This window comes from Blautia sp. HCP3S3_G3, from assembly GCF_052063365.1.
Lineage (GTDB): Bacteria > Bacillota > Clostridia > Lachnospirales > Lachnospiraceae > Blautia_A.
Map to the genome: position 1 here is coordinate 261,919 of NZ_JBQHXR010000001.1, position 25,800 is coordinate 287,718.

Sequence of the window (25,800 nt, forward strand, 5' to 3'; positions counted from 1 at the left end):
AATGAGGAAATGCTCTGTGATGGAAACAAAAAGCAGTTTCCTGAAGAAAACAGAAAATATGAAGAGAGGATATTATGAAAAACTGGAAACGAATAGCCGCCTTTGCAGCGGTAGTACTGTTACTGATTATATTCTGCCTCCCCATGGTCTTCGCTTTCGGCACGGATGGAGGCTCGCAGTCCGCGTTTCGCGCTTCCCTTGCGGCAGCCATCATGGTGCCGGTTATGGCATACATCTTCCTGCTGGGATACAAGTTCTTTGGCAAGAAGAAACCGGAATCAGAAAAAACAGGAGATTCCAGAGGAGGGAAAGAGCGGATGATCGAAAATATCATTTTTGATGTAGGAAAAGTCCTGGTGGAATTCGACTGGCAGGGTTACCTGAGAAGCTACGGTTTCCCCGAAGAGAAATACGAAAAGATTGCAGATGCCGTTTTCCGCAGCAAAGTCTGGGACGAACGGGACAGGGGACTGTATGACGAAGAGGAATATCTCCGTCAGTTCATTGCCCAGGCACCGGAATATGCAGACGATATCCGTGAGGTCATGCGCAGGAGTCCGGAAACCATCCGCCATTACGACTATGCGGAGACCTGGGTAAAATACCTGAAAAGCCAGGGATATCACCTGTATATCCTGTCCAATTACAGCCGGTATATGCTGGATCACACAATGAAAACAGAAATGCCGTTCCTGAAATACATGGACGGAGCCGTTTTCTCCTGTGAAGTGAATGAAATGAAGCCGGAACCTGCCATCTACCGCAAACTTCTGAAAACCTATGGCTTGGATCCGGAGAAATCTGTCTTTCTGGATGACCGGCCGGAGAACTGTAAGGGAGCAGAGGCAGTGGGAATCCACGCCATCCAGTTCCGGAATTTTAAGCAGGCGGCGAAAGAACTGGAAAAATTACAGGTTGTATAGCGATAGTCAGGCCCCCCCGGTTATTCTCATCTCAGTAAAAGTTGTGGATGGATTGGATCAGGCAATTTGTGCAGACACATAAACGTTAATTCAGGATTTGTTACCCAATATAGTATGTTGCAGAAGGGCTAAGACCGATGTAAAATAAAAGTAACTGGTGTGAAATGATATTTATTGGAAATAAAAAATAGAACAATTTGCGATGTACTGGTTTCCATGAGTGTATTTCGTGGCAGACATCAGTTGCTTTTTACGAAAATTTTACCAATATTTTTACAAAATCTTTACATTCTTCTTTACCGGATTTTTGAGTTTATGGATTATATTCAGAAAGTAGTAAACGATATTCCAGACAAGTTCTGGCTGATAAAAAATGCTCAATAGGGTAAGAAAGGAGAACATAAGAGAATGAAAAAAATATATGGAATCATCAGAAAACTTGGAGTTACTTCCCATTACAAGGGTTACTTTTTTGTTGCAGATGCGATTCGGCTGGCAATGGATTCTCAGGATAAGCCCCTGAGGATTACCAAGGATATCTATCCATATCTTGCAAGAAAATATAAAACTACAACCCTGAGTATTGAACATGATATACGTACTGTGATTAACGTATGCTGGGAAATGAACAGGAAAGGAATGGCTGATATTGCCGGCTATCCTCTGGTTTACAAGCCGACAAACAGTGAATTTATAGATATGGTTGCCTATTATCTCTTATCTGCACAGGAAAGATAAGTCCCTGTAAATGTCGAAGGAAAGTTCAGTATTCACATTGAGATAAATACTTTATTTTTGAGGTGAGTTATGGCAACAATAGCTGTAATTGAAGATAATGTATTAACTGGAGACATGGTAGAAGAGATTTTAGTGGAGGAGGGTTTCCGTGTGATCCGGGCATATTCCGGAACGGAAGCGTTGTATCTGCTGAAACATGAGAAACCTGATTTGATACTTCTGGATTTGATACTTCCGGGTCTTGGAGGTGAAGGAGTATTGGAACATATTAAGGATATTCCTGTTATTATACTGAGTTCAAAAACGGATGTAGAGGATAAGATAAATCTCCTGAACGAGGGTGCCTGCGACTATATAACCAAACCATTTCATAAAAAAGAATTGATCGCCCGTATTCTGGTGCAGCTGCGCAAAGGGCAAATTCCTCGTAATTATGCAGAGGAATCTATCGTATCATTTGGTGATTTAACATTGGATCCCCTGTTGTTGGATGTGACTGTTCAGTCACGGACCGTTAAGCTGACAAAAACGGAATGTGTGATCCTCAAACTGTTGATGAATCATTCCAGGTATATCATTTCCAGAGATTTACTCCTGGATAGTATCAGCTATGAAACACCGGATTGTACGGAGAAGTCTTTGAAACAGCATATTTACAATTTACGGAAGAAGCTGAATAGTATTGACAGTAGTATTCAGATTGAGACTGTGCGGGGCGTTGGATTTAAATTATCCAAGAACAGGGAGTAGTCCTGGAAACAGTCCTGTTCCACCTTATTTGAGGGAGCCATCGGAGGGGAACATTGAGTTCAGGGACAAGAAAAAACAGTTTATGGGAAAGCATCTCGGAAAATCCGGGGTGCTTTTTTCAGTTTGCGCGCCATGGGCGCGCTCTAATGGGTGCAAGTCCCGAACATGCCCAGGTAGTGGGAAATGTATAGCCGAACAGCAAGGGTGTCCACCGTGAGGTGGAATCTGAAGGAAGCTGTAAGCAAATCTCTGGTCCGACGGACAGAAATCGCATATAAGGCTAGGCTACGAGAGATAAGTTGGCTGAAAACAACGAAGTCTAATAACTACCACATTTGTAGTAGCAGAGTAAATGCGGCGGATATATGGAGAGAAAGAGCGCACACCTTAAGCGTGGAGGTCTCACAGAGGTTTCATTTGCCTAGTAACAACGAACTGTGAGAAGTCAGCAGAGCCCATAGTAGCGAAGAAGTCTCGGTAATGGTGATGGAGCAAAGGGGCGAACAATCAATAAGTTTGAGTATGTCTCGTATTGCAGAGATGGCAACATCTGCCGTAACCAATCGGGTAAAAGATGGTCAAATCAAGCGAGACGGAAAGGAAAGAACGCATGGACACAAGTAGTCTAATGGAGCAGATTATATCTAGCGACAATCTCAACAGAGCATATCTGCAAGTCGTACGAAATAAAGGTGCAGAGGGAGTGGACGGAATGAAGTACACGGAACTCAAAGAACATCTAGAAAAGAACGGCGAAACCATCAAGGAACAGTTGAGGACAAGAAAGTATAAACCTCAACCAGTACGAAGAGTGGAGATACCAAAGCCTGATGGAGGTGTCAGAAACTTGGGAGTACCAACAGTAACAGACAGATTTGTACAACAGGCCATTGCACAGGTGTTAACACCAATCTATGAAGAGCAGTTCCATGACCATAGTTATGGATTCAGACCGAATAGATGTGCACAGCAGGCAATCCTAACGGCATTAGATATGATGAATGACGGCAATGATTGGATTGTTGACATTGACTTGGAAAAGTTCTTCGACACAGTGAATCACGACAAGCTCATGACTACAATAGGCAGAACTATTAAAGACGGAGATGTTATCTCTATTATAAGGAAATACCTTGTCAGCGGAATCATGATTGACGATGAATATGAGGATTCTATTGTGGGAACACCGCAAGGAGGAAATCTCTCGCCGTTGTTGGCGAACATCATGCTCAATGAACTTGATAAGGAAATGGAAAAGCGAGGGCTTAACTTTGTACGCTATGCGGACGACTGCATTATTATGGTCGGAAGTGAAATGTCTGCAAACAGAGTCATGAGAAATATTTCACGATTCATTGAAGAGAAACTAGGGCTTAAGGTCAACATGACCAAGAGCAAAGTAGACAGACCAAGCGGACTGAAATACCTTGGATTTGGATTCTACTTTGACACAAGAGCACATCAGTTTAAGGCGAAACCACATGCAAAGTCGGTAGCTAAGTTCAAGAAGAGAATGAGAGAACTCACTTGCCGTAGTTGGGGCGTTAGCAACAGCTACAAGGTAGAGAAACTCAATCAGCTTATTAGAGGCTGGATTAACTACTTCAAGATAGGAAGTATGAGAACACTTTGTAAGGAACTGGATTCTCGAATACGTTTCCGCTTACGAATGTGTATATGGAAACAATGGAAAACTCCACAGAACAGAGCAAAGAATTTGATGAAACTTGGGATTAGCAAGAAGTTTGCATGGTCAACAGCTTATTACGGAGCTCATATAGCACACGTGTGCCAAGGAGGTGCAATGAATATGGCTGTTACAAAAGAGAGACTAACCCGATTTGGATTAGTCTCAATGTTAGATTACTACACCGAAAAGAGTGTTGCTTGTTAAGTTGGTTGAACCGCCGTGTACCGAACGGTACGCACGGTGGTGTGAGAGGTCGGGAAATTTATTTAAATTTCCCTCCTACTCGATTGACTATTTTAGATTTTTCTCACTTCTTTCGGAGAAGAGATTTGATTCTCAAATGCTTGTCTGGCGGTAAATAATATGATAAGATAAAAACGCTTCAAAAGTGGAAACCCGGAATTGATGAATCTGACGGTTCAATGCTTAGAAGAAATTCAGAAAAATCGATATGAAAATACATGAATGACAAGGAAATGGAAATTATGGAAATTTTTGAAAAACGTTTACAGAAGCTGGAAAAAGAACTGCGTAGTCTATACTTTTCTCTCTATGATTCGGAAGAATCCTACAATGAACTGATTAACTCCATGAGAGAAGCCTATCGCGTGAGAAAACCGGAATTGAAAGAACAGGATCTTGTCCGTGAAAAGAATCCGAAATGGTTTTTGGATGAGCGTATGTTCGGTATGACCATGTACCCGACTCATTTCGCAGATGGAATCAATGGAATACGTGAACATCTGGATTATCTTTCGGATCTGGGAATTACCTATCTTCATCTGATGCCGCTGCTGAAAATGCCTTATCCTGATAATGACGGCGGATATGCCATCGAAGATTTTCGTCAGGTAGACCCGAAAATCGGAACTAATGAAGAGCTGGAAGCACTGGCAGATGAGCTTCGCGCCCGCGGCATCAGTCTCTGTCTTGATTTTGTCATGAATCATACCGCTGATACTCATGAATGGGCGATGCGGGCAAAAGCCGGAGAAAAGGAATATCAGGATTATTATTATTGCTACGATACCAGAGAAATTCCGGATAAATTTGAACAGAATCTTCATGAGATTCTGCCTGCAGATGCCCCCGGCAACTTTGTTTATTCCGAAGAAATGGGTAAGTGGGTGATGTCCCGTTTTTATCCATTTCAGTGGGATCTTAACTACCACAACCCAAAAGTTATGCAGGAGAGAATTGAAACAGCTCTTTTCCTGGCTAACCTGGGTGCTGATGCTATCCGTCTGGATGCTGCAACCGGTATCTGGAAAGACACGGAAAATTACACAAGCACTCTGGAACCGGCTTACACGATTATTCGAATTATGCACATTGCTGCGGAGCTTGTATGTCCGTCTCTGATTTTTAAAGGCGAAGTTCTGGTGGTACCATGGCAGGTTCCTAATTTCTTCGGCACTCCGGATCATCAGCGCTGTCAGCTGCTTTATGGCGCCAATGGAATGGCTAATTTGTGGAATGCACTGGCAACGCAGGACACCCGTATGATGAAAATTTTGATGGATCAGTTCCATAGCCTGCCGGATAACTGCAATTTTGTTAATTATATTCGCTGCCACGATGATCTGGGCTGGGCGCTGGATCCGGAAGTCGAGCGTTCTCTGCTGATGGATCCTCAGCTTCACAAAGAATTCCTTTATCACTTCTATGAAGGAAGCATTCCGGGAAGCTGGTCCAGAGGATCCCTGTTCAATTATGATCCGGTGACCAGAGATGCCCGCAGCAATGGCCGTGCTGCAAGTCTCTGCGGAATTGAAACCGCTCTGGAAGCACATGACGAACAGAAAATCCAGGCTGGTATTTCACGACTCCTGCTGCTTAATGCTGCCGGTATGAGTTTTCGCGGCTTTTTGATGATTTATTCCGGTGACGAAGTCGCTCAGCTTAACGATTATACGTTTGAAAAAGATCCGCAGCTGGCAAAGGAAAACCGGAACATTCACCGCAATCCTTTTGACTGGGATTGGGCAGCAAAACGAACCGAACCGGGTACCATTCAGCAAAAGGTTTATGATGGAATGCGCCGGATGGCTGCGATTCGCAAACAGCATCCCTGCTTTGGTGCCGATGCTTATGTTTCCACCTGGGATGCCCGCATTCTGCCGGGAAGAAAGGGATATGATCCGGAAACTCCGTGGATTCAGCCGGTATTTGCCATTTACAGGGAATATAATGGGGAAACCGATAGTGAAAATAGCAGAGAAAACAATGTAGACTGCAGCAGCGTAAACGGCAGAGATAATCACGCAGGTAATATTAGAGAAAAAATGTACTGCCTGTCCAATTTTGCGGACAGAGAAGTGGAAGTTCAGTTGCCGACGGTAACCGGCGTATGGCAGGATCTTTTTACAGGTGAAACCATTGATCCGGACAGGATTTACATGGCACCGTGGCAGTATCGCTGGATTATTTTGCGATGATAAACGAAACGGAAATGTAGGCTTACGCAGACATCACCAATAATAAAAGTATAAATCAGTGAAAAAGTAAGAAACGAAGAGGCAAAGTGGTCGCAGAAGATTCGGAGGAAGGTGAATCATTTATGAATCTTGTCAAATGTGAAAAGGGTCATTTTCAAAAAACGGACAGGCCATATGTATTTATCAGCTATTCGCACAAAAATAATATTCAGAAAGCCGCTGTCTGTAACAAACTTTCAGAAAATCAGATACGTTACTGGTTTGATGATGGACTTCATTCCGGGGATGACTGGAACATGATGATTGCAGAATCTCTGCGCAAAGCCTCTGTATGTCTGCTGCTTTTGTCAGAAGATTCTGCATCTTCGGAATATGTAAAAAATGAATTGAACTTTGCTATGAATCACAGAATTCCGATTCATGTTTTGTTGTTGGAGGAGTTTGTATTTCCATCGGATATTGAGATGATGCTTGGAAGAATACAGATGGTTTTTTTCGAAGAGGGATATATTGAAAAACTGGTTCGTTCATTCCCGCCGGAAGTTCAGATACAAAACTGTGGTCCGGCTGCGGAGGCTGTATCAGAACATCCGCTTTTTGACAGGAAAGGGTTATTATTTGAGTGTCAGGGAACTTCCACTTATCTTGCGGTACATCGGACGTTGGGATACGAGTGCCTCCTGATGGAGGAAAATACAGGAGCTTATTCTCAGAAGGAAATTATCAGTCAGGCAAAAATTGCCGCGAAATTGAAACATCCTCTTTTTCCGGACATCTATGATATCAAATGCACAGGAAATCAGGTTCTTACCTGGCAGGAAAAAAGAAATGAGCAGTTTCTGAGTGAATATCTGAAAGAGCATGTTCTGTCTCAGGAAGAAATTCTTTATTATGCTGAACATATGACAGAAGGTATGAATTATTTATACAAATGCAATCTGGCACTGAAGGATTTTCCAAGGGGAAGTGTTGTCGTACTTGATGGAAAAGACATCGGTCTGTTTCGTATGCAGAATCCTTATTATGGACCGGTAAAGATGTCGGTTGAGAACCGGGAATATTATTTCGAAAAGATGCTTGAGAATCTTGCCATTTTTATATATCAGCTTTGTACAGGGGAAGAACCGGTATTGCCGATCGGAATAGTTCAGTCTGAAAACCTGGAAAAACTTTTTGCCAGAAAAATGAATCTGATTATTCAGAAAATGGTTCGTGAAAATAAGCATACGCGGTACTTGTCATTTGAGGAAGTGTTATCTGATCTGAAGAAAAACAGGATTACACTTTCAGAAGAGATGTTTTTGCGGAAACGCGAAAAGAAATTAAAAGAATATCAGGAACTGAGAGAAAAACGCAAAATGATTTTTACTGAAGCTGCAGAAGAAAAGCTTAATTCCCTTTGGAATTCGAATTCGATAGAGAAAGGAGAAAAACGTAGTCTCCTTTGGAATTCAAGCCCGATAGAAAAAGGAGAAAAACGTAGTCCTTTTTGGAATTCGAATTCGATAGAGAAGGATGGAATGATTCTGGAAATAAATCCGAAAGATTTAGAGCTTTATTCTGAGAAGGGTTTGCCGAATCTGGAAGAACAGTTTGGCTTTGACAGTACGGTAGTACTGTCCAGGCAAGAGGAAAATAAACCAGGATCTGTGGAAGGAAATCCTTCTTTTTCCATTCTCATTTGCGCTACAGGAGAAGTCAGACATTTCCGGAAGGAAAGCATTCTGATCGGAAAATCGAAAGAAAAATGTGATCTGTGTATCAACCAGCCCGCGCTCAGCCGGATTCACGCAAAAATCGAATGCAGAGAAGATGGAACATACAGAGTGACGGATATGGATTCCGTGAATGGGGTGTATTATACGGAGAAGGAAACAGGTGAAAAAAGGAAAATTCAACGGGAGGCGGTTGTTGAGGCCGGGACAGTGATCTGGATGGGGGAGATTGCGGTGAAGGTGATGTAATGAAATTTCGTATATATTAGATTTGAAAAAAGTCAGTTATTGACAATGAACGTTTTAATATAGTAAAATGTATTGACAGAATAATAAATTGTTCATTCGATTTGCGTTAGGGGAAATATTATTTTGAAGAAAAAACTTTATTTCACAATTACGGTGATACTATCCGTATTGTTGTGTGTAGGCCTGGTTTATAATCTTATAGCAGGCGCACCTGTGGGACGTGAAGCTGCTATCAGATATATCATCTGTGCAATAGGTTTTTCTATTATTGTTTCAGGGTTGTCTGGTTACTCTATATACAGAATTTTTAACATCAAAGTGGCAGATGATGATAAAGAAACTGTAAACAAAGCATATCAAGGTTCATTACTGGAATTAGTCAGTGCATTTGAGGAGGAAAATAAAATATCTAAATCAGAAATTGACGACATACGTAAATATCTTGATGATTTGGAGGAATAACATGATTTTGCTGTGGATGTCTATAGCAGGCTCGATTCCTCTGATTGTGTTTCTGATAACATGGTTTATACAGAAAAGCAGCTTTAATTATTCTCTTGGTAAAAGCTTATTATTCATGAGTATGGTATTTTATTTGATACCAGTACAATTGCTTACAAGACTTTTGCCAAACAAACTGTATTACAGCACGGTCATTGAGAAAATCAGAAGCATGAATAGCCTGGATTTTCACTTTGAATATGGCAATTCCACATATGTTGCAATTGATGAGGGCATTTTGTGGATTCCAAATATAGTGCTGTATATTTTGGCAATTTGGTTCGTAATTGTTTTATTCTTTGCGGTATATGAAGTAATCAAGTACAGAAAAACAGTCAGGTATTTGCTGGAAGATTCCGTGGAAAAGAAATATTACATAAACGGAACAGGGAATACGAATATTCTGGTCAGCAGCAATACCAACATACGAACTCCATACACAATTGGATTTATTCATTCAAAAATCATCTTTCCAGAGTTGATATTGGAATCAGAACATTGTGAGTATATTTACAACCATGAAAGAGCACACGAAAGGAATCACGACGCTCTTGTGAAACTCATTTGCCTGATGATTATATGTCTTCACTGGTTTAATCCTTTGACATTTTTGCTTTTGTATTCGTATAGTTACCTGTGTGAATATATAAGTGATGACTATGCTACCAGGGGTTTCACTTTCGAGGAAAGAAAAGTTTATGCAAATCTGCTCTTGGCCGTAGCTGAATCAAACGTAATGCCGATTGTGTGGAGAAGTAACTTTTTTAGCACGAGATTTCTAATCCAAAGGAGAATAACGTATATTATGAAGAAAAGATTTAGTAAATTACAGAAAATGATGACGGTTGTTGTGTCGGCTGTAGCACTGGTAGTTAGTGCAGTGACGGTGTTTGCGTATGAACCGTTGCAGTCGAGTACGGAGGATTGTGTAAAGGACCTTTTTGATGGAGATTCTATGGGATTTTCATTTGAAGATAATGCTGGTATGATAGATGATATTGATATGAAAGGTCATGATGGGTTGTTTGTCACAGAGGACGGCGAAAGTATTGTTCCGGATAATAATTCATCCTATGCAATTTGCAATCATAGCTTCAAGAGTGGAACATATTATAAGCATATTAACGATGGAAATGGTGGATGTACTGTAAAGCTTTATAACGCAGAAATTTGTACCAAGTGTAATTATATAAAACTTGGGACACTGAAAAATATAGTTACATATGCTGTTTGTCCACATAATAATTAATTGATGAAATTGGTGTTGTTTGCCAAGGTATTTGTTTGAACTTAGACAATTCAGATTTTGGATAGTTTTTGTGAGGTAAGAAACCTGAAGGGGAATTATGAGGGTCTGGTGTAAGCTAGATCCTTTATGGTGGAGAAATGTTTTAAAAGAGTCTGTTTTTATCTAGAGATAATCTGAATCCCGGTTGTATTTTCCATAACACTCCGATATAATGGATTTATGCAGAATGCATTCCTGCCATGCAGATTAAGGAGTACTTATGGCAGGGAAGAAATTTAAAGATCTGAATTTAAAAGATGCTTTTCTTTTTGCGGCGGCATTGCAGGATGCGGAGACGTGTCAGATGATTCTTGAGATAATCTTTGGAAAAAAGCTTCCGAAGGTGAATGTCCATGTGGAACATGGTGTGTTTTTCAGCTCTGATTTTCGGAGCATTCGATTGGATGTGTATGCCAGCGATGCGACGGAGATTACCTATAATCTGGAAATGGAGAATTGGGATAAGGAGAGCCTTCCGAAGCGGAGCCGTTATCATCAGTCAGAAATGGATGTCACATGCCTGGAACCGGGAAGGGACTATACAGATTTCAAACCCAGTTATGTGATTTTTATCTGTACATTTGATCCATTTGAGCAGGGATTGTACAGGTATCGGTTTGAGAATCGGTGTCTAGAACGGGATTTTGGACTGGGAGATGAAGCGTACAAGATTTTTCTGAACACTCGCGGAAACAATGATGAGGAAGTGCCGAAACTTCTGGTGGATTTTCTCCATTATGTTGAGAAAAGTAATGACGAATATGTGGAGACAGTGTCAGAAGCAAAGATCGGACAGCTTCATGAAAAAATCCGTAAGCTGAAGGAGAGCAGAGAATGGGAGGCAAGGTATATGACATTTGAGAGGCTTCTTCAGAGAACAGAGGAAAAGGGTTGGCAGGAAGGTTTACAGGAAGGTCGGCAAGTAGAACGGCAGAAAATGTTAAAGCTGATGGAATATATGGTTGCAGCCGGAGAAGCAGAAAAACTTCCTGAACTTACAAAAGATGAAACATTTTTGGAAGAGATGTTGAAAAAATACAATTTATGAGAAAAGTCTATAAAAATCTTTAGTCAGCCGCAAAAAAAAGCGGCTGGCTGTCACCAAATAATCCCATATATTATAAAAGGTATGGCAGATGCATTCTGCAGTTTACAATAAGAAGTGTGCAATTCTGTAATACTTGCGGAATTTATGTATGTATTTTGTCTCAGAGAAAAAGATTCAGATTTCCACTATGGAGACTGCAAGAGCGATTTCACTTATGCAGATAACATTGTCGAAGGTGTGAAGAGGGCTATGCAGGGAGCTCCGGAGAAGAATAACAGAGAAGTTTTGAGGAAGTGTTTAAGTGAAAATAAAGACAGTAATGATACCGATCATATTTTCCTGGAACCAGTATAATCCGCGATAAATACCCATATGTTTCGCCGGTCTGCTTTCCCGATAGTACAGTTGTAAAAGCCTCAGCGTAGCCCGCTACGCCTGCGTTTTTACAACTGTGCTATCGAAAAAGCATCCTCACCGAAACATATGGTTATTTATCGTGGCTTATACTGGTTGCCGAGGCGATTGGAGTAACGGAGTAGTTGTTGAGTCGTTTTCAGATAAATTAGGCCGAAATATTTGCTCAAGGCCGAAGGGGAATGAGCAACAAGAACCTCCGCAGGCATACACCATTGTACATCCGCGGAGGTTATAAGGGGAGGATATAAGTATTTCTACATTTATCTTCGGTAATTGTTCGATTGAAGGGGGTTCCAATGAACATTAGTAGTATGTCCGGCGGGAAAGTTTTTATACAACTATTCAAAAAATAATAATTGGAAATTTCATAAAGCATACTCAGAATCAGGAATATAATCAAAAACTCCTCAGAACAGAAATACAATCAGAAACTCCTCAGAACAGGAATATAATCAAAACCCCTCAGAACAGGAATATAATCAGAAATTTCTCAGAATAGGATTTGTCTTTTGCCGGAAAAGGTGTTATAATGATGCAGAACTGTCGGAAACGGTGTGTTTCCGGTACACTCCGGCAGGAACTGACCGGACAGAAACGAATTTTGGAAAAGAGGAAGAAACAGATGAGTGATAAAACTATCTTAGAGCAGTGGCGTTCCATCGCTTACGATCAGCAGGCTGACCGCAATAAACTCCAGCAGTTCTGGGCTAATTATTTTAACATTGAAAAAGGAATTTATGAGCAGCTTCTTACTGATCCGGATGAAGTAGTAACCGGAACCGTGAAGGAACTGGCTGAGAAATATGGACAGGAAGTTCTGACTATGGTTGGTTTCCTGGATGGTATCAATGACAGTCTGAAGGTGCCGAACCCGATTGAGACCATGGATGAGAATACGGTTGTCAATCTCGGATTTGACAAAGAGCTTCTTTACAAGAACATGGTAGATGCAAGAGCAGACTGGCTGTATGAACTTCCGCAGTGGGATGCAATTTTCACCGAGGAAAAACGGAAAGAACTCTATCTTGAGCAGAAGAAATCCGGTACAGTTGTGAAGGCTAAGAAAATCGGCCGTAACGATCCATGCCCGTGCGGAAGCGGAAAGAAATACAAATTCTGCTGCGGCAGATAATTGCTCACAGACACAGTGGACTGTCGATATATGCGGCAGTCCGTTTTTTTATATTACAGGAAAGTGCTCCGCATTTTCCTGTAATATAAAAAAGCCCTCCGGGCAGAATCGTACGTCGGCGGAGCGGAATTATATAGCTAAAGCAATGAAGGAGGAATGCGGATGCAGGCAGTTTGCATCACATTGAGTATTTTGTGCCTGAGTTATTATCTGGTGCTGGTGATTTATGCGGGAATTACGGCGGATTTTGCCTGGATCTGGATACTGGCGGCAGTGATGCTTGGAGGCACTGGAGGATGCCTGGCATATGGCAAAACACATCCCGGTTTTTTCCCTGTATGGCTGCGTGATACTGGATATACGGTGCTGGCAGTGGGATGCGCGGTATTTCTGTTTCTCTGTGTACAGATTTTTCGTGGAATGACATGGAGCGGAAGCGAAAATCTGGATTATGTGGTGGTTCTGGGTGCGCAGGTAAAAGGCACTGTCCCATCCAGAGCATTGAAGAAACGTCTGCAGAAGGCATTGGAATATGCGCAGAAAAATCAAGATACCATTCTGATTTTATCCGGCGGACAGGGCTCCGGTGAGGAAATCACAGAAGCGGAGTGCATGAGACAGTATCTTGTTGATTGCGGAATCGGTGAAGAACGGCTGATACTGGAAGAAACATCCACCGATACGAAAGAAAACCTGGAGTTTTCCAACCGGCTGACTGGATGTGCAGATGCCCGGACAGGTGTGCTTTCCAACAATTTTCATGTTTATCGCGCAGTAAAACTGGCGCAGAAACTGGGGTACCGGCAGGCAGAGGGAATTGCTGCGCCTTCCGACCCGGTGATGCAGGTACACTATGTAGTGCGGGAAATTTTTGCACTTGTAAAAGAAAAATTAAAAGGGCAAATTTGACCATAAAAATAACATAACAAAAAGTTTTTGATAAAAATCTGTGTTTTTTGTCATGCCTTTCCATGAAATTCTTTGATTCTTGTCATTGACAAACCAGTTTTAGGAATATATAATGGGGTGCATAGCAAAGAACACGATGACGAGACGAGTAAACTGCGGAACGTTCCAGAGAGAGACACAGATGCTGGAAGTGCCTTATCGGGAAACAGTTGAAGACTACCTCTGAGTGGCCCCAATCCGGTCCGGTGATTCCGTTATCATCAAAAGAGTGGCTGAATTATTTCATACACGTTCAGAATGAAAGATTCAGCAAGCAGGGTGGAACCGCGAGCATAAGATAACTCGTCCCTTACAGTGCAGTACGCATTGTAAGGGATTTTTTATGTTAATATTTAAGGAGGATAAAGAATCATGATTATCACATTGAAAGATGGATCCCAAAAAGAATATTCGGAAGCAAAATCAGTGATCGATATTGCTTATGATATCAGTGAAGGACTTGCCCGTGCAGCATGTGCAGGCGAGGTAAACGGAGAGGTTGTAGATCTCCGTACGGTTGTGGACAGCGATTGTGAAGTGAACATTCTTACGGCTAAGGACGAAAAAGGTCTTGCAGCACTTCGCCATACCGCTTCCCACGTTCTTGCAGAAGCAGTACAGCATTTGTATCCGGACGCAAAAGTTGCGATCGGACCATCCATTGACACCGGATTTTATTATGATTTCCAGTGTCCGCCATTCTCCCGTGAGGATCTGGATGAGATCGAAAAAGAGATGAAAAAAATCATCAAAAAAGGTGCAAAAATCGAGCGTTATACCAGATCCAGAGAAGAGGCAATCGCATTCTTCAAGGAGAAAAATGAACCATATAAAGTGGAACTGATCGAAGATCTTCCGGAAGATGCAGAGATTTCCTTCTATTCTCAGGGAGACTGGGTAGATCTTTGTGCAGGCCCTCATCTGATGAGCACCAAGGGTGTCAAAGCGTTCAAACTTCTTTCTTCTTCCGGTGCATACTGGAGAGGAAGCGAAAAGAACCAGATGCTGACCCGTGTTTACGGAACTGCCTATGCATCCAAGGATGAACTGAAAGAACATCTGGAGCAGATGGAAGAAGCCAAGAAGCGTGACCACAACAAGCTTGGCCGTGAAATGAAGCTTTTCACAACCGTAGATGTGATCGGTCAGGGCCTTCCTCTGATTATGCCGAACGGTGTAATTATGATGCAGGAACTGCAGCGCTGGATTGAAGATGAGGAAGCAAAACGCGGATACATCAGAACCAAAACACCTCTGATGGCCAAGAGTGATCTGTATAAGATTTCCGGACACTGGGATCACTACAAGGATGGAATGTTTGTCCTTGGAGATGAGGAAAAAGACAAAGAAGTCTATGCGCTTCGCCCGATGACCTGTCCGTTCCAGTATTATGTATACAAAGCAGAACAGCACAGCTACCGCGATCTGCCTCTGCGCTACGGTGAAACCTCCACTTTGTTCCGTAATGAGGATTCCGGTGAAATGCATGGTCTGACTCGTGTCCGCCAGTTCACGATTTCCGAAGGCCACCTGATCGTCAGACCGGATCAGATGGTAAAAGAATTCAAAGACTGTATTGCGCTTGCACAGTATTGTCTGCAGGTTCTGGGTGTGGAAGAGGATGTTACCTATCACCTGTCCAAATGGGATCCGAATAACAGAGAGAAATATATCGGTGAACCGGAAGTCTGGGAAGAGACAGAAGGCCATATCCGCAACATGCTTCAGGAACTGAATATTCCGTTTGTAGAGGACGTGGGAGAAGCTGCCTTCTACGGACCGAAGGTAGATATCAATGCCAAAAACGTATACGGCAAGGAAGATACCATGATCACGATTCAGTGGGATGCTCTTCTGGCTGAACAATTTGATATGTATTACATTGACGAAGACGGTTCCAAAAAACGTCCGTATATCATTCATCGTACATCCATGGGATGCTATGAGAGAACTCTTGCATGGCTTATCGAGAAATACGCAGGCATGTTCCCGACCTGGCTGTGCCCGGAACAGGTAAGAATTATCCCGATTTCCGAGAAGTTCCATGATTATGCGGCAAAAGTGGAAGCTGCACTGAAAGATAACAATATCCGCTGCTCTGTTGACCAGCGTTCCGAAAAAATGGGCTATAAGATCCGCGAGGCCCGTCTTGCCCGTGTTCCGTACATGCTCATTGTAGGTGCAAAAGAAGAAGAGGAAAACAAAGTGTCTGTAAGAAGCCGTTATCTTGGCGATGAGGGCATGAAAGAACTGGATTCCTTCATCGATTTCATCAAAGATGAAATTAAGACAAAACGTATCCGCAAGATTGAAGTGGAAGAGCAGGCAAAGTAATATAAAAAGGCCGCCGGTGCGAACTGGCGGCCTTATATAAAATTTGCAGGAACTGGAATCGTACTGTGGTGGAAAGGAAATACTTTTCTGAAGCAATTCACCGCGGGCGGAAAGGAAATACTTTTCTGAAGCAATTCACCGCGGGCGGACAGTTATTTCTGAGAGAAAAATTTCTCTTTGATCAGTGCCACTGGCATGTCATGGCCTGTCCAGAGACGGAAGGCTTCGGCTCCCTGATAAAGAAGCATATACATGCCGTTGAACGTCTGACAACCGGCTTCTTTTGCCTGGCGCAGAAGCAGGGTTTCCTGCGGGTTGTAGATGACGTCGGATACAACCAGATCCGGTCGGAAAATGGAAGTGTCCGGAATAATGGAAGCATCTGTATGAGGAGCCATTCCCACAGAAGTGGCATTGAGAAGCAGATAACTCTCGGCAGCAGCGGCTTTCAGTGCAGCGGTGTCTGCATTGTCGTGAAGGACCGCTTCACAGGAGGTGCTGGAATTGATCGTATTCACAAGATTCTGTGTTCTTTCCCGGAAACGGCTGGTAGGGCGGGCAAAAATGTGGATTTTTTTCACTCCGTCCAGTGCAGCCTGTGCACAGATGGCGGTGGCAGCCCCGCCTGCGCCCATCACTGTGATGACTTTGCCGGCAAGGTCGTGTCCGGCGTCTCTGGCTGCCTGCATATAGCCGATGCCGTCTGTATTATATCCGATTAATTTTCCCCCGTCATTGACAACGGTGTTTACTGCGCCGATCATGCGTGCAGCGGGAGAAAGCTCATCCAGAAGTTCCACGATTTTATTTTTGTTCGGCATGGTCAGATTAAAACCGCGGATTCCGCAGGTTTTCAGTCCTGCAACTGCTTCCGGAAGAGTATCCTCTGTGACTTCAAAGCAAAGATATACATAGTCCAGTCCAAGCTGCCGGAAAGCTTCATTATGCATCAGCGGGGAGATGCTGTGAGAAACCGGGCTTCCAAGAAGTGCCGTGAGTCCGGTATGACCTGTAATTGTATTCATAGGTAAATCCTCCATTATGTAATGATTTTTTGCAGGGACATCGTGTGTGTAAGAAAGTACTTTGCATTTTTTTATTTTATTCTACAAGAAAGGAGATGTCAACAATGACAAAACCAATCCAGATCAGGAACTTGATTCTTGGAAACGGATTTCCGAAAATCTGTGTTCCTCTTACCGGTATAACAGCGGAAGGACTCTTTGGTGAGGCCGAAGCTGCCAGAGAGGCAGGCGCCGATCTTGTTGAATGGCGTGCCGATTTTTATGACCATTTATCTGAGACTGCCCTTATGTTGGAAACTCTTGCAAAAATAAACGATATTCTTGGTGAAATTCCTCTGCTGTTCACCATTCGGACAAAAGCGGAAGGTGGAAACCGTGAAATTTCCACAGAGGATTACGTCAGTCTCTGCATTGCAGCTGCAGCCTCGGGAAAAGCAGATCTGATTGATGTGGAAGTGTTTGGAGAGGAAGAGAAGAAAAAGGCGCTGATTTGTGAAATTCAGAAAAAAGGCGCAAAAGTCATTGGTTCCAGCCATGACTTTGAAAAGACCGATGATAAAGAAACACTACTGAGGAGATTTCAGGCAATCGATGCAGCAGGGGCAGATATTCTGAAGATGGCTGTGATGCCGGATGAATTTGAGGATGTGGCTGCCATTATGCAGGTGACCAGTCAGATGACAGCGGAATATACAGAAAAACCGGTGATTTCCATGTCTATGGGAAGCCTTGGCTCCATCAGCCGGATTGCCGGAGAAAATTTCGGTTCTGCTGTGACCTTCGCCACAGTCGGCGCTGCGTCTGCTCCGGGGCAGTTTCCGATTAAAGAGCTTCGCATGATGATGGAAGCTTTGCATGCAAAGAATGACAGCAGCCTGTAATTCGGATTAGTGATCTATGCATGTGAGGTCTGTGATTTATCAATTAATAAATATGCATAATTGAATGATTCGTACCAGTTTTATAGGGAAATGTCGAAACATCACGAGAAATTCTGAGGATATGCTCCCCTGTTTTGACAAAATCCGCACCCCCTGTGACCGTATAATGAGCTCACTTACCAAAGTGAAGGATTGACAGGTCATAGGGGGTTTTTATGTATTATGAAGTATACATAGATGTCGTCTTTGTGACGAATCTCTTGATGGACTATATTCTTTTGCGTCTTGTAGGAAGGCTGTTCCGATGCAGGAGGACACGCGGGAGATCCCTTCTTGCGGCGGCTGTCGGCGCCCTGTTTTCCTGTTTCATTCTGTATGTACAGATGGATGGATTTCTTCCGGTGGTTATTCTTCTTCATGGCGCATGTGCCATGGGAATGATCCGGACAGGTCTCGGACTGAAAAAAGGCAGTCTTTTGGTAAAGGCAATGCTTGCCATGTATCTTATGGCGTTTCTGCTGGGCGGCTTTCTGGAAGCTGCGGCAGCAGGCACAGAGATGACATGGAAAATGTTCGGGCTTCTCGCGGTCAGTGCATATTTGGGGCTGAGCGGCCTGATGTATCTGTCTGACTCTGTTCGTGCGCAGCGAAAGAATATTTATCCTTTAACCCTGTCCTATCAGGGCAAAGTACAGTCTGCTTACGGGTATTATGATACAGGCAATCTGTTGTCAGATCCAGTGAGCGGTGCGCCGGTTTCTGTAATGAAACCGGAACTTCTGGAAACAATGCTGCCGGGAGAATTATTAGACGGGCTGAAACACCTGAATGAGAACCCAGGGGAGGCGGAAAGTACAGAGCTTGTTTTGCTGAAACCCCGATTTCTGCCATACAGGACAGTAGGGCAGGAGGAAGGAGTGATGCTGGCAATCACGCTTGAGGACCTTTGTATCCATACTCCCGGAGAAGTGATTCATGTTTCGGCACCGGTGTTTGCTCTGGCCTTTGAACCTTCTGCTTTGGGAAAAGAGTACAAAGTACTGCTGAATTCCAGATTATTGCATTAGGAGGGGTCACATATGAACACGAACACAGCAGGAAGTTATCCGCTTCCGGTCCTTTCCAGACTGGTTTTTTCCAGGCCGAAGGAGCTTTATTATATTGGCGGCAATGATGTTTTGCCGGCACCGCTGACACCACAGAAAGAAGCTTTTGTGATTGAGGAGCTTGGTACAGAAAAGGAAAAAGAGGCCAAAGCACTGCTGATCGAACATAATCTTCGTCTGGTGGTATACATTGCCAGAAAATTTGACAATACCGGAGTGGGAGTGGAGGATCTGATTTCCATTGGAACCATAGGACTGATCAAGGCAATTAATACATTTAATCCGGTAAAAAATATTAAACTTGCAACCTATGCATCCCGATGCATCGAAAACGAGATTCTGATGTATCTGCGCCGCAACAGCAAGACAAAGATGGAGGTATCCATCGATGAGCCGCTGAATGTGGACTGGGATGGAAATGAACTGCTTCTTTCGGATATCCTGGGAACGGATGATGATGTGATCTCCCGCAAAATGGAGGATGAAGTGGAGATCAGTCTTCTTGGCAAAGCCATCAGCAAGCTTTCTCCAAGGGAACAGACAATCATCCGGCTGCGTTTTGGGCTGAATAATGAAGATGGAAAAGAAAAAACCCAGAAAGAGGTGGCTGATCTCCTGGGCATTTCGCAATCCTATATTTCCCGGCTGGAAAAACGAATTATGAAACGACTTAAAAAAGAAATTATAAAGTACGAATAAAGTGTCAGTAAACAAAAAAGAAACAGATAAATAAGCAAATAAATAAGCAAATAAATAAGCAGATAAAAAAGCTAATAAAAAAGCAAATAAAAGGCAATGGATGTGCCATCGTGATCAAAAGAACCGTCGTCCGGGGAAGAGACCTATTCCGTGGGCGGCGGTTTTTTCAGTATTCTCTCACCTATGTCTGTTTCGGTATTCTTTGGGTGTGCATCCCTTATTCTGCTTGAATTTACGGATGAAATAGCTGACATTCTCGAACCCGCAGTCCAGACAGATGCTGAGGATGGGACTGGTGGTTTCGGTAAGAAGCGTACAGGCATGTTCGATCCGGCAGGAAATCAGATACTGCATGGGAGATGTTCCTGTGATCTCCCTGAAAAAACGGCACAGATACTGAGGATTGCAGGAGATGAGATCTGCCAGGTTCTGCAGTGTTATGGAGCGGGAATAGTGCTGTTCCATATAAGAAACCAGACTTTTGTATCGCACAATTTTCAGTTCGTCTCCGGCAGAAAGATTCTGGTCTGAGGAAAGCAGCAGCCCGTATTCATGCATACGGTTGATAAAGTGCAGCAGAAGAAGCTTGCAGGAAACATACCATTCGTTTTTTTGCTCCAGAGAAAGCTTCATCAGCTGCGCAAGCACAGTCCGGAGTTCTTCATAATGTTCGTCTGTCGGACGCAGAAAGTGAGGCAGAATTTTACGTTTGTCCACAAAAGGGGACAAAACGGATTCCTGCCATTCATCGTGATATGTAAATTCCAGAATTCTGGAATCAAAAATCAGCACTTCATGCCGGGTATCCGGTTCCATACCGGTGATCTGATGCAGATCTTCGCCGTTCAGAAAACAAAAATCTCCTTCTGAGAGATGATATTCTTCAAGATTGATTTCAAAAAGATAAGTCCCTTTGGTAATATAAAGAATTTCCACAGTAGGGTGCCAGTGTCTGGCAACAAAAAAATGATCCGGAAAATCAGTACCGGGACCTGTTTCGAAATGAATTCCTGTGATAGGGTTCTGCTCTGTTCCATGTGTGACATTTTCTTTCAGGGATGAGTCAGGATGCATAGAAACAAACCTCCAAAAGTCAAGATTGTGTTATTATTATACAGAATGGTGCAAGAGGATTCAAGAAAAACAGAGTATAATTATTTGGGAAAAATAGAATAGATTGTTGTGAAGAAAAAAGAAGGATATCATGTTACTGCAAAAAAACACAGGAGGAATCAAACAATGATACGGAAATATGTTTATGGAGAGCCCTTTGATACAGAGGCAGTTACAGAGAAGACAGAAATTTCCGGAGGCATGCCTTCCCATGGGGAAATCTGTACAGAGGACGGGTTTTCCTTTACCCTGGAAATGGATGAAGAGGACATTGTCTATGGTCTGGGAGAAGCAAACCGCGGACTGAACAAGCGTGGATACTGTTATGTCAGCAACTGTTCTGATGATCCGAATCATACAGAGGATAAACGGTCATTGTATGCGGCACACAATTTTATTGTGATTTCAGGCAAAGAGAATTTTGGCTTATTTTTTGATTATCCGGCGAAAATCACCTTTGACATCGGATATACTAAATGCGATGTCCTGAAAGTCAGCTGTGAGACTGCCGATCTGAACCTGTATGTGATTGAAGGAGAAAATGCCTATGATATCGTAAAGCAGTTCCGCGGTATGATCGGAAGAAGCTATATTCCGCCGAAATTTGCGTTTGGTTTCGGACAGAGCCGCTGGGGCTACACGACAAAAGAAGATTTTCGGAAGGTTGCGGAAGGATATCGCAGCAATCAGATTCCGCTGGATATGATCTATATGGATATTGATTATATGGAGAGTTATAAAGACTTTACGCTGAATCAGGAAAACTTTCCGGATTTCCCGGAATTTGTCCGTGAAATGAAAGATCAGGGAATCCGTCTGGTACCGATTATTGATGCGGGAGTAAAAGTGGAAGAGGGCTATTCTGTATACGAGGAAGGTGTCAGGAACAATTATTTCTGCAAACGGGAAGATGGCAGTGATTTTGTGGCAGCTGTATGGCCTGGGGATACGCATTTTCCGGATGTCCTGAATGCAGATGCGAGAAAATGGTTTGGCGATCATTATCGCGATCTGATTAATCAGGGAATCGAGGGATTCTGGAATGATATGAATGAACCGGCGATTTTTTACTCCAGAGAGGGTATGGAAGAACTGAAGGAGATAATCCGGAAGTATGCGGAGGAAGAGATTGAAACCATTCCTGTATGGGAACTGGGGGCGGCCGTGGAAGGTGTTGCCAATAATCCTGAAGACTATAAGAGGTTTTATCATAATGTAAACGGCAAAAAAATCCGTCATGACAAAGTACATAATCTTTTTGGCTATAACATGACAAGGGCGGCAGGAGAAGCCTTCGAGAGAATTGACCCGGACAGACGTTTTCTGATGTTTTCCCGTTCATCCTATGTGGGAATGCATCGTTACGGAGGAATCTGGACAGGCGATAACAAATCCTGGTGGTCTCATATCCTTCTGAATCTGAAAATGATGCCGTCCCTGAATATGTGCGGATTCCTGTACACAGGTGCAGATCTGGGCGGATTTGGGGCAGATGCCACCAGAGATCTGGTACTTCGCTGGCTGGCGCTGGGAGTTTTTACACCGTTGATGCGCAATCATTCTGCACTTGGAACGAGAGAGCAGGAATGCTATCAATTTGGAAATACCGATGATTTCCGCGGAATTATTGAGACACGTTACCGTCTTGTTCCGTATTTATACAGCGAATATATGAAAGCAGCGCTGAATAATGATCTGTATTTTAAGCCACTGGCATTTGTTTATCCGGAGGATGATTTTGCAGTGCGTGTAGAAGATCAGATGATGATCGGCAATGAGATGATGATCGCACCTGTTTATACCCAGAATGCAAAGGGGCGTTATGTATATCTTCCGGAACGTATGAAATTTGTGAAATTTACAAAAGACAATCAGTTCACAGAGGAAGTTCTGGAAAAGGGACATCACTATGTGGAGATTGCGCTGAATGAAGTACCGCTTTTTATCCGGGAGGGAAAATGTATTCCGGTGGCAAAAACTGCGCAGAATGTGGAATCGCTGGATACCGCAAATCTGGAACTTCTCGGTTTTGATGGCGCAGAATATGAACTTTATGAGGATGACGGAGTTCACAAAGATTATGAAAATCCGGAGAATTACAGAACTCTGAAAAAATAATTTATGATAAGATGGATTTTGAATAACTGTGCGTCGGATTCTCATTATTTCGGTGATGAGTCAGATGGACAAATTTTGATAAGAGGACTGCAGAGGAAGAACAAAATGAAATTGGAAAACGGAAGACCGGAAAACACAAATGACAGACTGGAAAAAGAAATCCGGGTATATGACCTGCTGGATTCTCTCGGCGTGGAATATCAGAGAATCGATCATGAAGCTGCTATGACTATGGCGGTATGTGAGGATATTGACAGAGTGCTGGAGGCGACAATCTGCAAAAATCTGTTCCTGTGTAATCGGCAGGAAACGGATTTTTATCTTCTGATGATCAGAGGAGACAAAAAATTCAAAACAAAAGATATTTCTGCTCAGATTCATTCTGCGCGGCTGTCCTTTGCAAAAGAAGAATATATGGAGAAATTCCTGGATATCACGCCGGGTTCTGTAAGCGTGATGGGACTGATGAATGATAAAGAGAACCAGGTGAAGCTTCTGATGGATGAGGATGTACTGAAAGGAGAGTATATCGGATGTCATCCCTGTATCAATACCTCAAGCCTGAGAATCCGTACGCAGGACATGATGGAGCGGATCATCCCCGCCATGCATCATACACCGCAGGTTGTGCATTTATAACCTGTGATTACAATATCAACATTCTGTGCAAAACGACTAAAAAAAACTGCATTCTAATAAAATTTTTGTTTACGTTAATACAATAAAGTGGTATATTTAGTACATCGGAGAATAAATCGAAAAGACAAATGTATCAGTTATTTCATTTACGGTGTGCTGATATCAGAAACGACGCAGAAAGGATAAAAAATATGGAGAGATATTATCAGCCAGAGATTGAATGCGCTTCCAGAGAACAGATTCGGGAGTGGCAGAGTGAACGACTGGTAAAACAGGTGCAGAATGTATGGGATAACGTACCGTTTTACAAAAAGAAAATGCAGGAACAGGGACTGGAACCGGGAGATATCAAGTCTGTTGACGATTTACATAAACTTCCGTTTGTTACAAAGGATGACCTTCGTGACTGTTATCCTTATGGACTCCTGGCACGTCCGTTGAGTGAGTGTGTGAGAATTCAGTCTACCAGCGGTACGACAGGAAGAAGAGTCGTGGCTTTTTATACACAGCATGATATTGATCTTTGGGAGGACTGCTGTGCAAGAGCAATCGTTGCAGCAGGCGGCACCAATGAGGATGTCTGCCATGTAAGTTATGGTTATGGTCTTTTTACCGGCGGCCCTGGACTGAACGGCGGTTCTCATAAGGTTGGATGTCTGACTCTACCGATGTCTTCCGGTAATACAGAACGCCAGATTCAGTTTATGACAGACCTTGGTTCTACGATTTTGTGCTGTACTCCATCTTATGCAGCGTATCTTGCAGAAAGCATTCATGAGAAAGGCGTACGTGATCAGATCAAATTAAAAGCAGGTATTTTTGGTGCAGAAGCATGGACAGAAGAGATGCGTCATGATATCGAAGAGAAGCTTGGAATCAAAGCTTACGATATTTACGGACTGACAGAAATCTCCGGCCCTGGTGTTTCTTTTGAGTGTTCCGCACAGTCAGGCATGCATGTAAACGAAGATCATTTTATCGCAGAAGTCATTAATCCGAAGACCGGTGAAGTTCTTCCGGATGGTGAAAAGGGAGAACTTGTATTTACCAGCATTACGAAAGAAGCATTCCCGCTGATCCGTTATCGTACCCGTGATATCTGCATCTTAAGCAGAGAAAAATGTGCCTGCGGAAGAACACACGTAAAAATGACGAAACCGCTGGGCAGAAGTGATGATATGCTGATCGTAAAAGGTGTCAACGTATTCCCGTCCCAGATTGAGACGGTTCTGATGAACAAGGGATATCCTGCAAACTATCAGATTATTGTTGACCGTGTCAACAACAGTGATACCATTGAAGTACAGGTGGAAATGACTTCGGAAATGTTCTCCGACAGTCTGAGTGCTGTTTCTGCCAAGGAAAAAGAACTGGTTGACGCATTAAAGGCAATGCTGGGTATTTACGCGAAGGTGAAACTGGTAAATCCGAAAGCCATCACGAGAAGTGAAGGCAAGGCAGTGCGTGTCATCGACAAACGTAATCTGTATCAGCAGTAATTTGGTGAAGGATTTGTCGGTTTCTTATTGAGAATTCTGACGGAAATATTTGTCGGTTTCCTGCAGGAAATTCCGACGGAAAAGTTTGTATTTGAAAAAAAGGAGGACTTTCTATGACGGTAAAACAGATATCTGTATTCCTGGAAAATAAACCTGGCAGACTTGCTGAATTTACAGATGTTTTGTCAGAGAATAATATTAATATGAGAGCAATGTCTCTTGCAGAGGCGTCCGATTTTGGAATTGCCCGGGTAATTGTGGATGATGTATACAATGCTGTTACAGTGCTGAAGGACAACGACTATATAGTTTCCATTACCAAGGTTCTTGCAGTGGAAATGCCGGATGAACCGGGAGCACTTTCCAGAGTCATCAAAGTTCTTGGCGACAGTGATGTAAATGTGGAATATATGTATGCGTTTACTGCACGCAAAAAAGACTGTGCTTATATGATCATCCGTGTGGCAGACAACAAAAAAGCAATCGAAGTGCTGCAGCAAAACGGCATTCGTCCTGTATGCCAGGATGAACTGGTTGAATTATAAGAAG

21 protein-coding genes are annotated in these 25,800 nt (G+C 43.0%); 19 read left to right on the plus strand and 2 right to left on the minus strand.

All coding sequences use genetic code 11. The annotated features are described in order from the left end of the window. Window positions 1-74 precede the first annotated feature (74 nt). The 12 genes from ACTNEW_RS01230 (at window position 75) to thrS (ending at window position 16,171) form a co-directional block, all read left to right on the plus strand. On the plus strand, window positions 75-923 hold the full coding sequence (locus tag ACTNEW_RS01230; protein WP_441056978.1) for an HAD family hydrolase: 849 nt from the start codon (window positions 75-77) through the stop codon (window positions 921-923). A 408-nt stretch (window positions 924-1,331) separates the two neighbouring features. Next, window positions 1,332-1,661, plus strand: coding sequence for a sporulation initiation factor Spo0A C-terminal domain-containing protein (locus tag ACTNEW_RS01235; RefSeq protein ID WP_441056980.1), 330 nt, complete (start codon window positions 1,332-1,334; stop codon window positions 1,659-1,661). A 69-nt stretch (window positions 1,662-1,730) separates the two neighbouring features. Beyond that, on the plus strand, window positions 1,731-2,411 hold the full coding sequence (locus tag ACTNEW_RS01240; RefSeq protein WP_441056982.1) for a response regulator transcription factor: 681 nt from the start codon (window positions 1,731-1,733) through the stop codon (window positions 2,409-2,411). A 610-nt stretch (window positions 2,412-3,021) separates the two neighbouring features. Beyond that, on the plus strand, window positions 3,022-4,305 hold the full coding sequence (gene ltrA, locus ACTNEW_RS01245; RefSeq protein ID WP_441056984.1) for a group II intron reverse transcriptase/maturase: 1,284 nt from the start codon (window positions 3,022-3,024) through the stop codon (window positions 4,303-4,305). A gap of 281 nt (window positions 4,306-4,586) precedes the next feature. Then, window positions 4,587-6,539 carry an alpha-amylase family glycosyl hydrolase gene (locus ACTNEW_RS01250; protein WP_441056986.1) on the plus strand — a complete coding sequence of 651 codons (1,953 nt, stop codon included), beginning with the start codon at window positions 4,587-4,589 and terminating at the stop codon, window positions 6,537-6,539. Window positions 6,540-6,661: 122 nt separating this feature from the next. Continuing rightward, the gene (locus ACTNEW_RS01255) at window positions 6,662-8,503 is read left to right on the plus strand and encodes a TIR domain-containing protein (protein ID WP_441056988.1); all 1,842 of its coding nucleotides are present in this window, start codon (window positions 6,662-6,664) and stop codon (window positions 8,501-8,503) included. 123 nt (window positions 8,504-8,626) lie between these two features. Then, window positions 8,627-8,965, plus strand: coding sequence for a hypothetical protein (locus ACTNEW_RS01260; protein WP_441056990.1), 339 nt, complete (start codon window positions 8,627-8,629; stop codon window positions 8,963-8,965). A gap of 1 nt (window position 8,966) precedes the next feature. Further along, entirely contained in the window at window positions 8,967-10,253 is a 1,287-nt protein-coding gene (locus ACTNEW_RS01265) for a M56 family metallopeptidase (RefSeq protein WP_441056992.1), read from the plus strand. A 259-nt stretch (window positions 10,254-10,512) separates the two neighbouring features. Next, on the plus strand, window positions 10,513-11,340 hold the full coding sequence (locus tag ACTNEW_RS01270; protein ID WP_441056994.1) for an Rpn family recombination-promoting nuclease/putative transposase: 828 nt from the start codon (window positions 10,513-10,515) through the stop codon (window positions 11,338-11,340). 1,039 nt (window positions 11,341-12,379) lie between these two features. Next, a complete protein-coding gene (locus ACTNEW_RS01275) occupies window positions 12,380-12,889 on the plus strand; it encodes an SEC-C metal-binding domain-containing protein (protein ID WP_441056996.1) in 510 nt (169 codons plus the stop codon). A 162-nt stretch (window positions 12,890-13,051) separates the two neighbouring features. Then, window positions 13,052-13,798 (plus strand): YdcF family protein, encoded by a 747-nt coding sequence (locus ACTNEW_RS01280; protein WP_441056998.1) that lies wholly within the window; start codon window positions 13,052-13,054, stop codon window positions 13,796-13,798. Between the two features lie 411 nt (window positions 13,799-14,209). Beyond that, window positions 14,210-16,171 (plus strand): threonine--tRNA ligase, encoded by a 1,962-nt coding sequence (gene thrS, locus ACTNEW_RS01285; RefSeq protein ID WP_441057000.1) that lies wholly within the window; start codon window positions 14,210-14,212, stop codon window positions 16,169-16,171. Between the two features lie 152 nt (window positions 16,172-16,323). On the opposite strand, the gene ACTNEW_RS01290 is transcribed toward thrS, so the two are convergent. Continuing rightward, a complete protein-coding gene (locus ACTNEW_RS01290; protein ID WP_441057002.1) occupies window positions 16,324-17,196 on the minus strand; it encodes a shikimate dehydrogenase in 873 nt (290 codons plus the stop codon). 104 nt (window positions 17,197-17,300) lie between these two features. Here ACTNEW_RS01290 and aroD point away from each other — a divergent pair, with 104 nt between their 5' ends. The 3 genes from aroD (at window position 17,301) to sigE (ending at window position 19,882) form a co-directional block, all read left to right on the plus strand. Then, the gene (gene aroD / locus ACTNEW_RS01295) at window positions 17,301-18,077 is read left to right on the plus strand and encodes a type I 3-dehydroquinate dehydratase (protein ID WP_441057004.1); all 777 of its coding nucleotides are present in this window, start codon (window positions 17,301-17,303) and stop codon (window positions 18,075-18,077) included. Between the two features lie 215 nt (window positions 18,078-18,292). Continuing rightward, window positions 18,293-19,144, plus strand: coding sequence for a sigma-E processing peptidase SpoIIGA (locus tag ACTNEW_RS01300; protein WP_441057006.1), 852 nt, complete (start codon window positions 18,293-18,295; stop codon window positions 19,142-19,144). 12 nt (window positions 19,145-19,156) lie between these two features. Continuing rightward, the gene (gene sigE / locus ACTNEW_RS01305; RefSeq protein WP_441057008.1) at window positions 19,157-19,882 is read left to right on the plus strand and encodes an RNA polymerase sporulation sigma factor SigE; all 726 of its coding nucleotides are present in this window, start codon (window positions 19,157-19,159) and stop codon (window positions 19,880-19,882) included. A gap of 177 nt (window positions 19,883-20,059) precedes the next feature. Here sigE and ACTNEW_RS01310 read toward each other — a convergent pair whose 3' ends face one another. Further along, entirely contained in the window at window positions 20,060-20,956 is an 897-nt protein-coding gene (locus tag ACTNEW_RS01310) for an AraC family transcriptional regulator (RefSeq protein ID WP_441057010.1), read from the minus strand. Between the two features lie 165 nt (window positions 20,957-21,121). On the opposite strand from ACTNEW_RS01310, the gene ACTNEW_RS01315 reads away from it, so the two are divergent. The 4 genes from ACTNEW_RS01315 (at window position 21,122) to ACTNEW_RS01330 (ending at window position 25,796) form a co-directional block, all read left to right on the plus strand. Further along, entirely contained in the window at window positions 21,122-23,113 is a 1,992-nt protein-coding gene (locus tag ACTNEW_RS01315; protein ID WP_441057012.1) for a TIM-barrel domain-containing protein, read from the plus strand. A gap of 105 nt (window positions 23,114-23,218) precedes the next feature. Next, window positions 23,219-23,752: a prolyl-tRNA synthetase associated domain-containing protein gene (locus ACTNEW_RS01320; protein ID WP_441057014.1), complete on the plus strand. Its 534-nt coding sequence runs from the start codon at window positions 23,219-23,221 to the stop codon at window positions 23,750-23,752. A gap of 191 nt (window positions 23,753-23,943) precedes the next feature. After that, window positions 23,944-25,251 (plus strand): phenylacetate--CoA ligase family protein, encoded by a 1,308-nt coding sequence (locus ACTNEW_RS01325; protein WP_441057016.1) that lies wholly within the window; start codon window positions 23,944-23,946, stop codon window positions 25,249-25,251. A 113-nt stretch (window positions 25,252-25,364) separates the two neighbouring features. Beyond that, window positions 25,365-25,796, plus strand: coding sequence for an ACT domain-containing protein (locus ACTNEW_RS01330; protein ID WP_441057018.1), 432 nt, complete (start codon window positions 25,365-25,367; stop codon window positions 25,794-25,796). Window positions 25,797-25,800 lie beyond the last annotated feature (4 nt).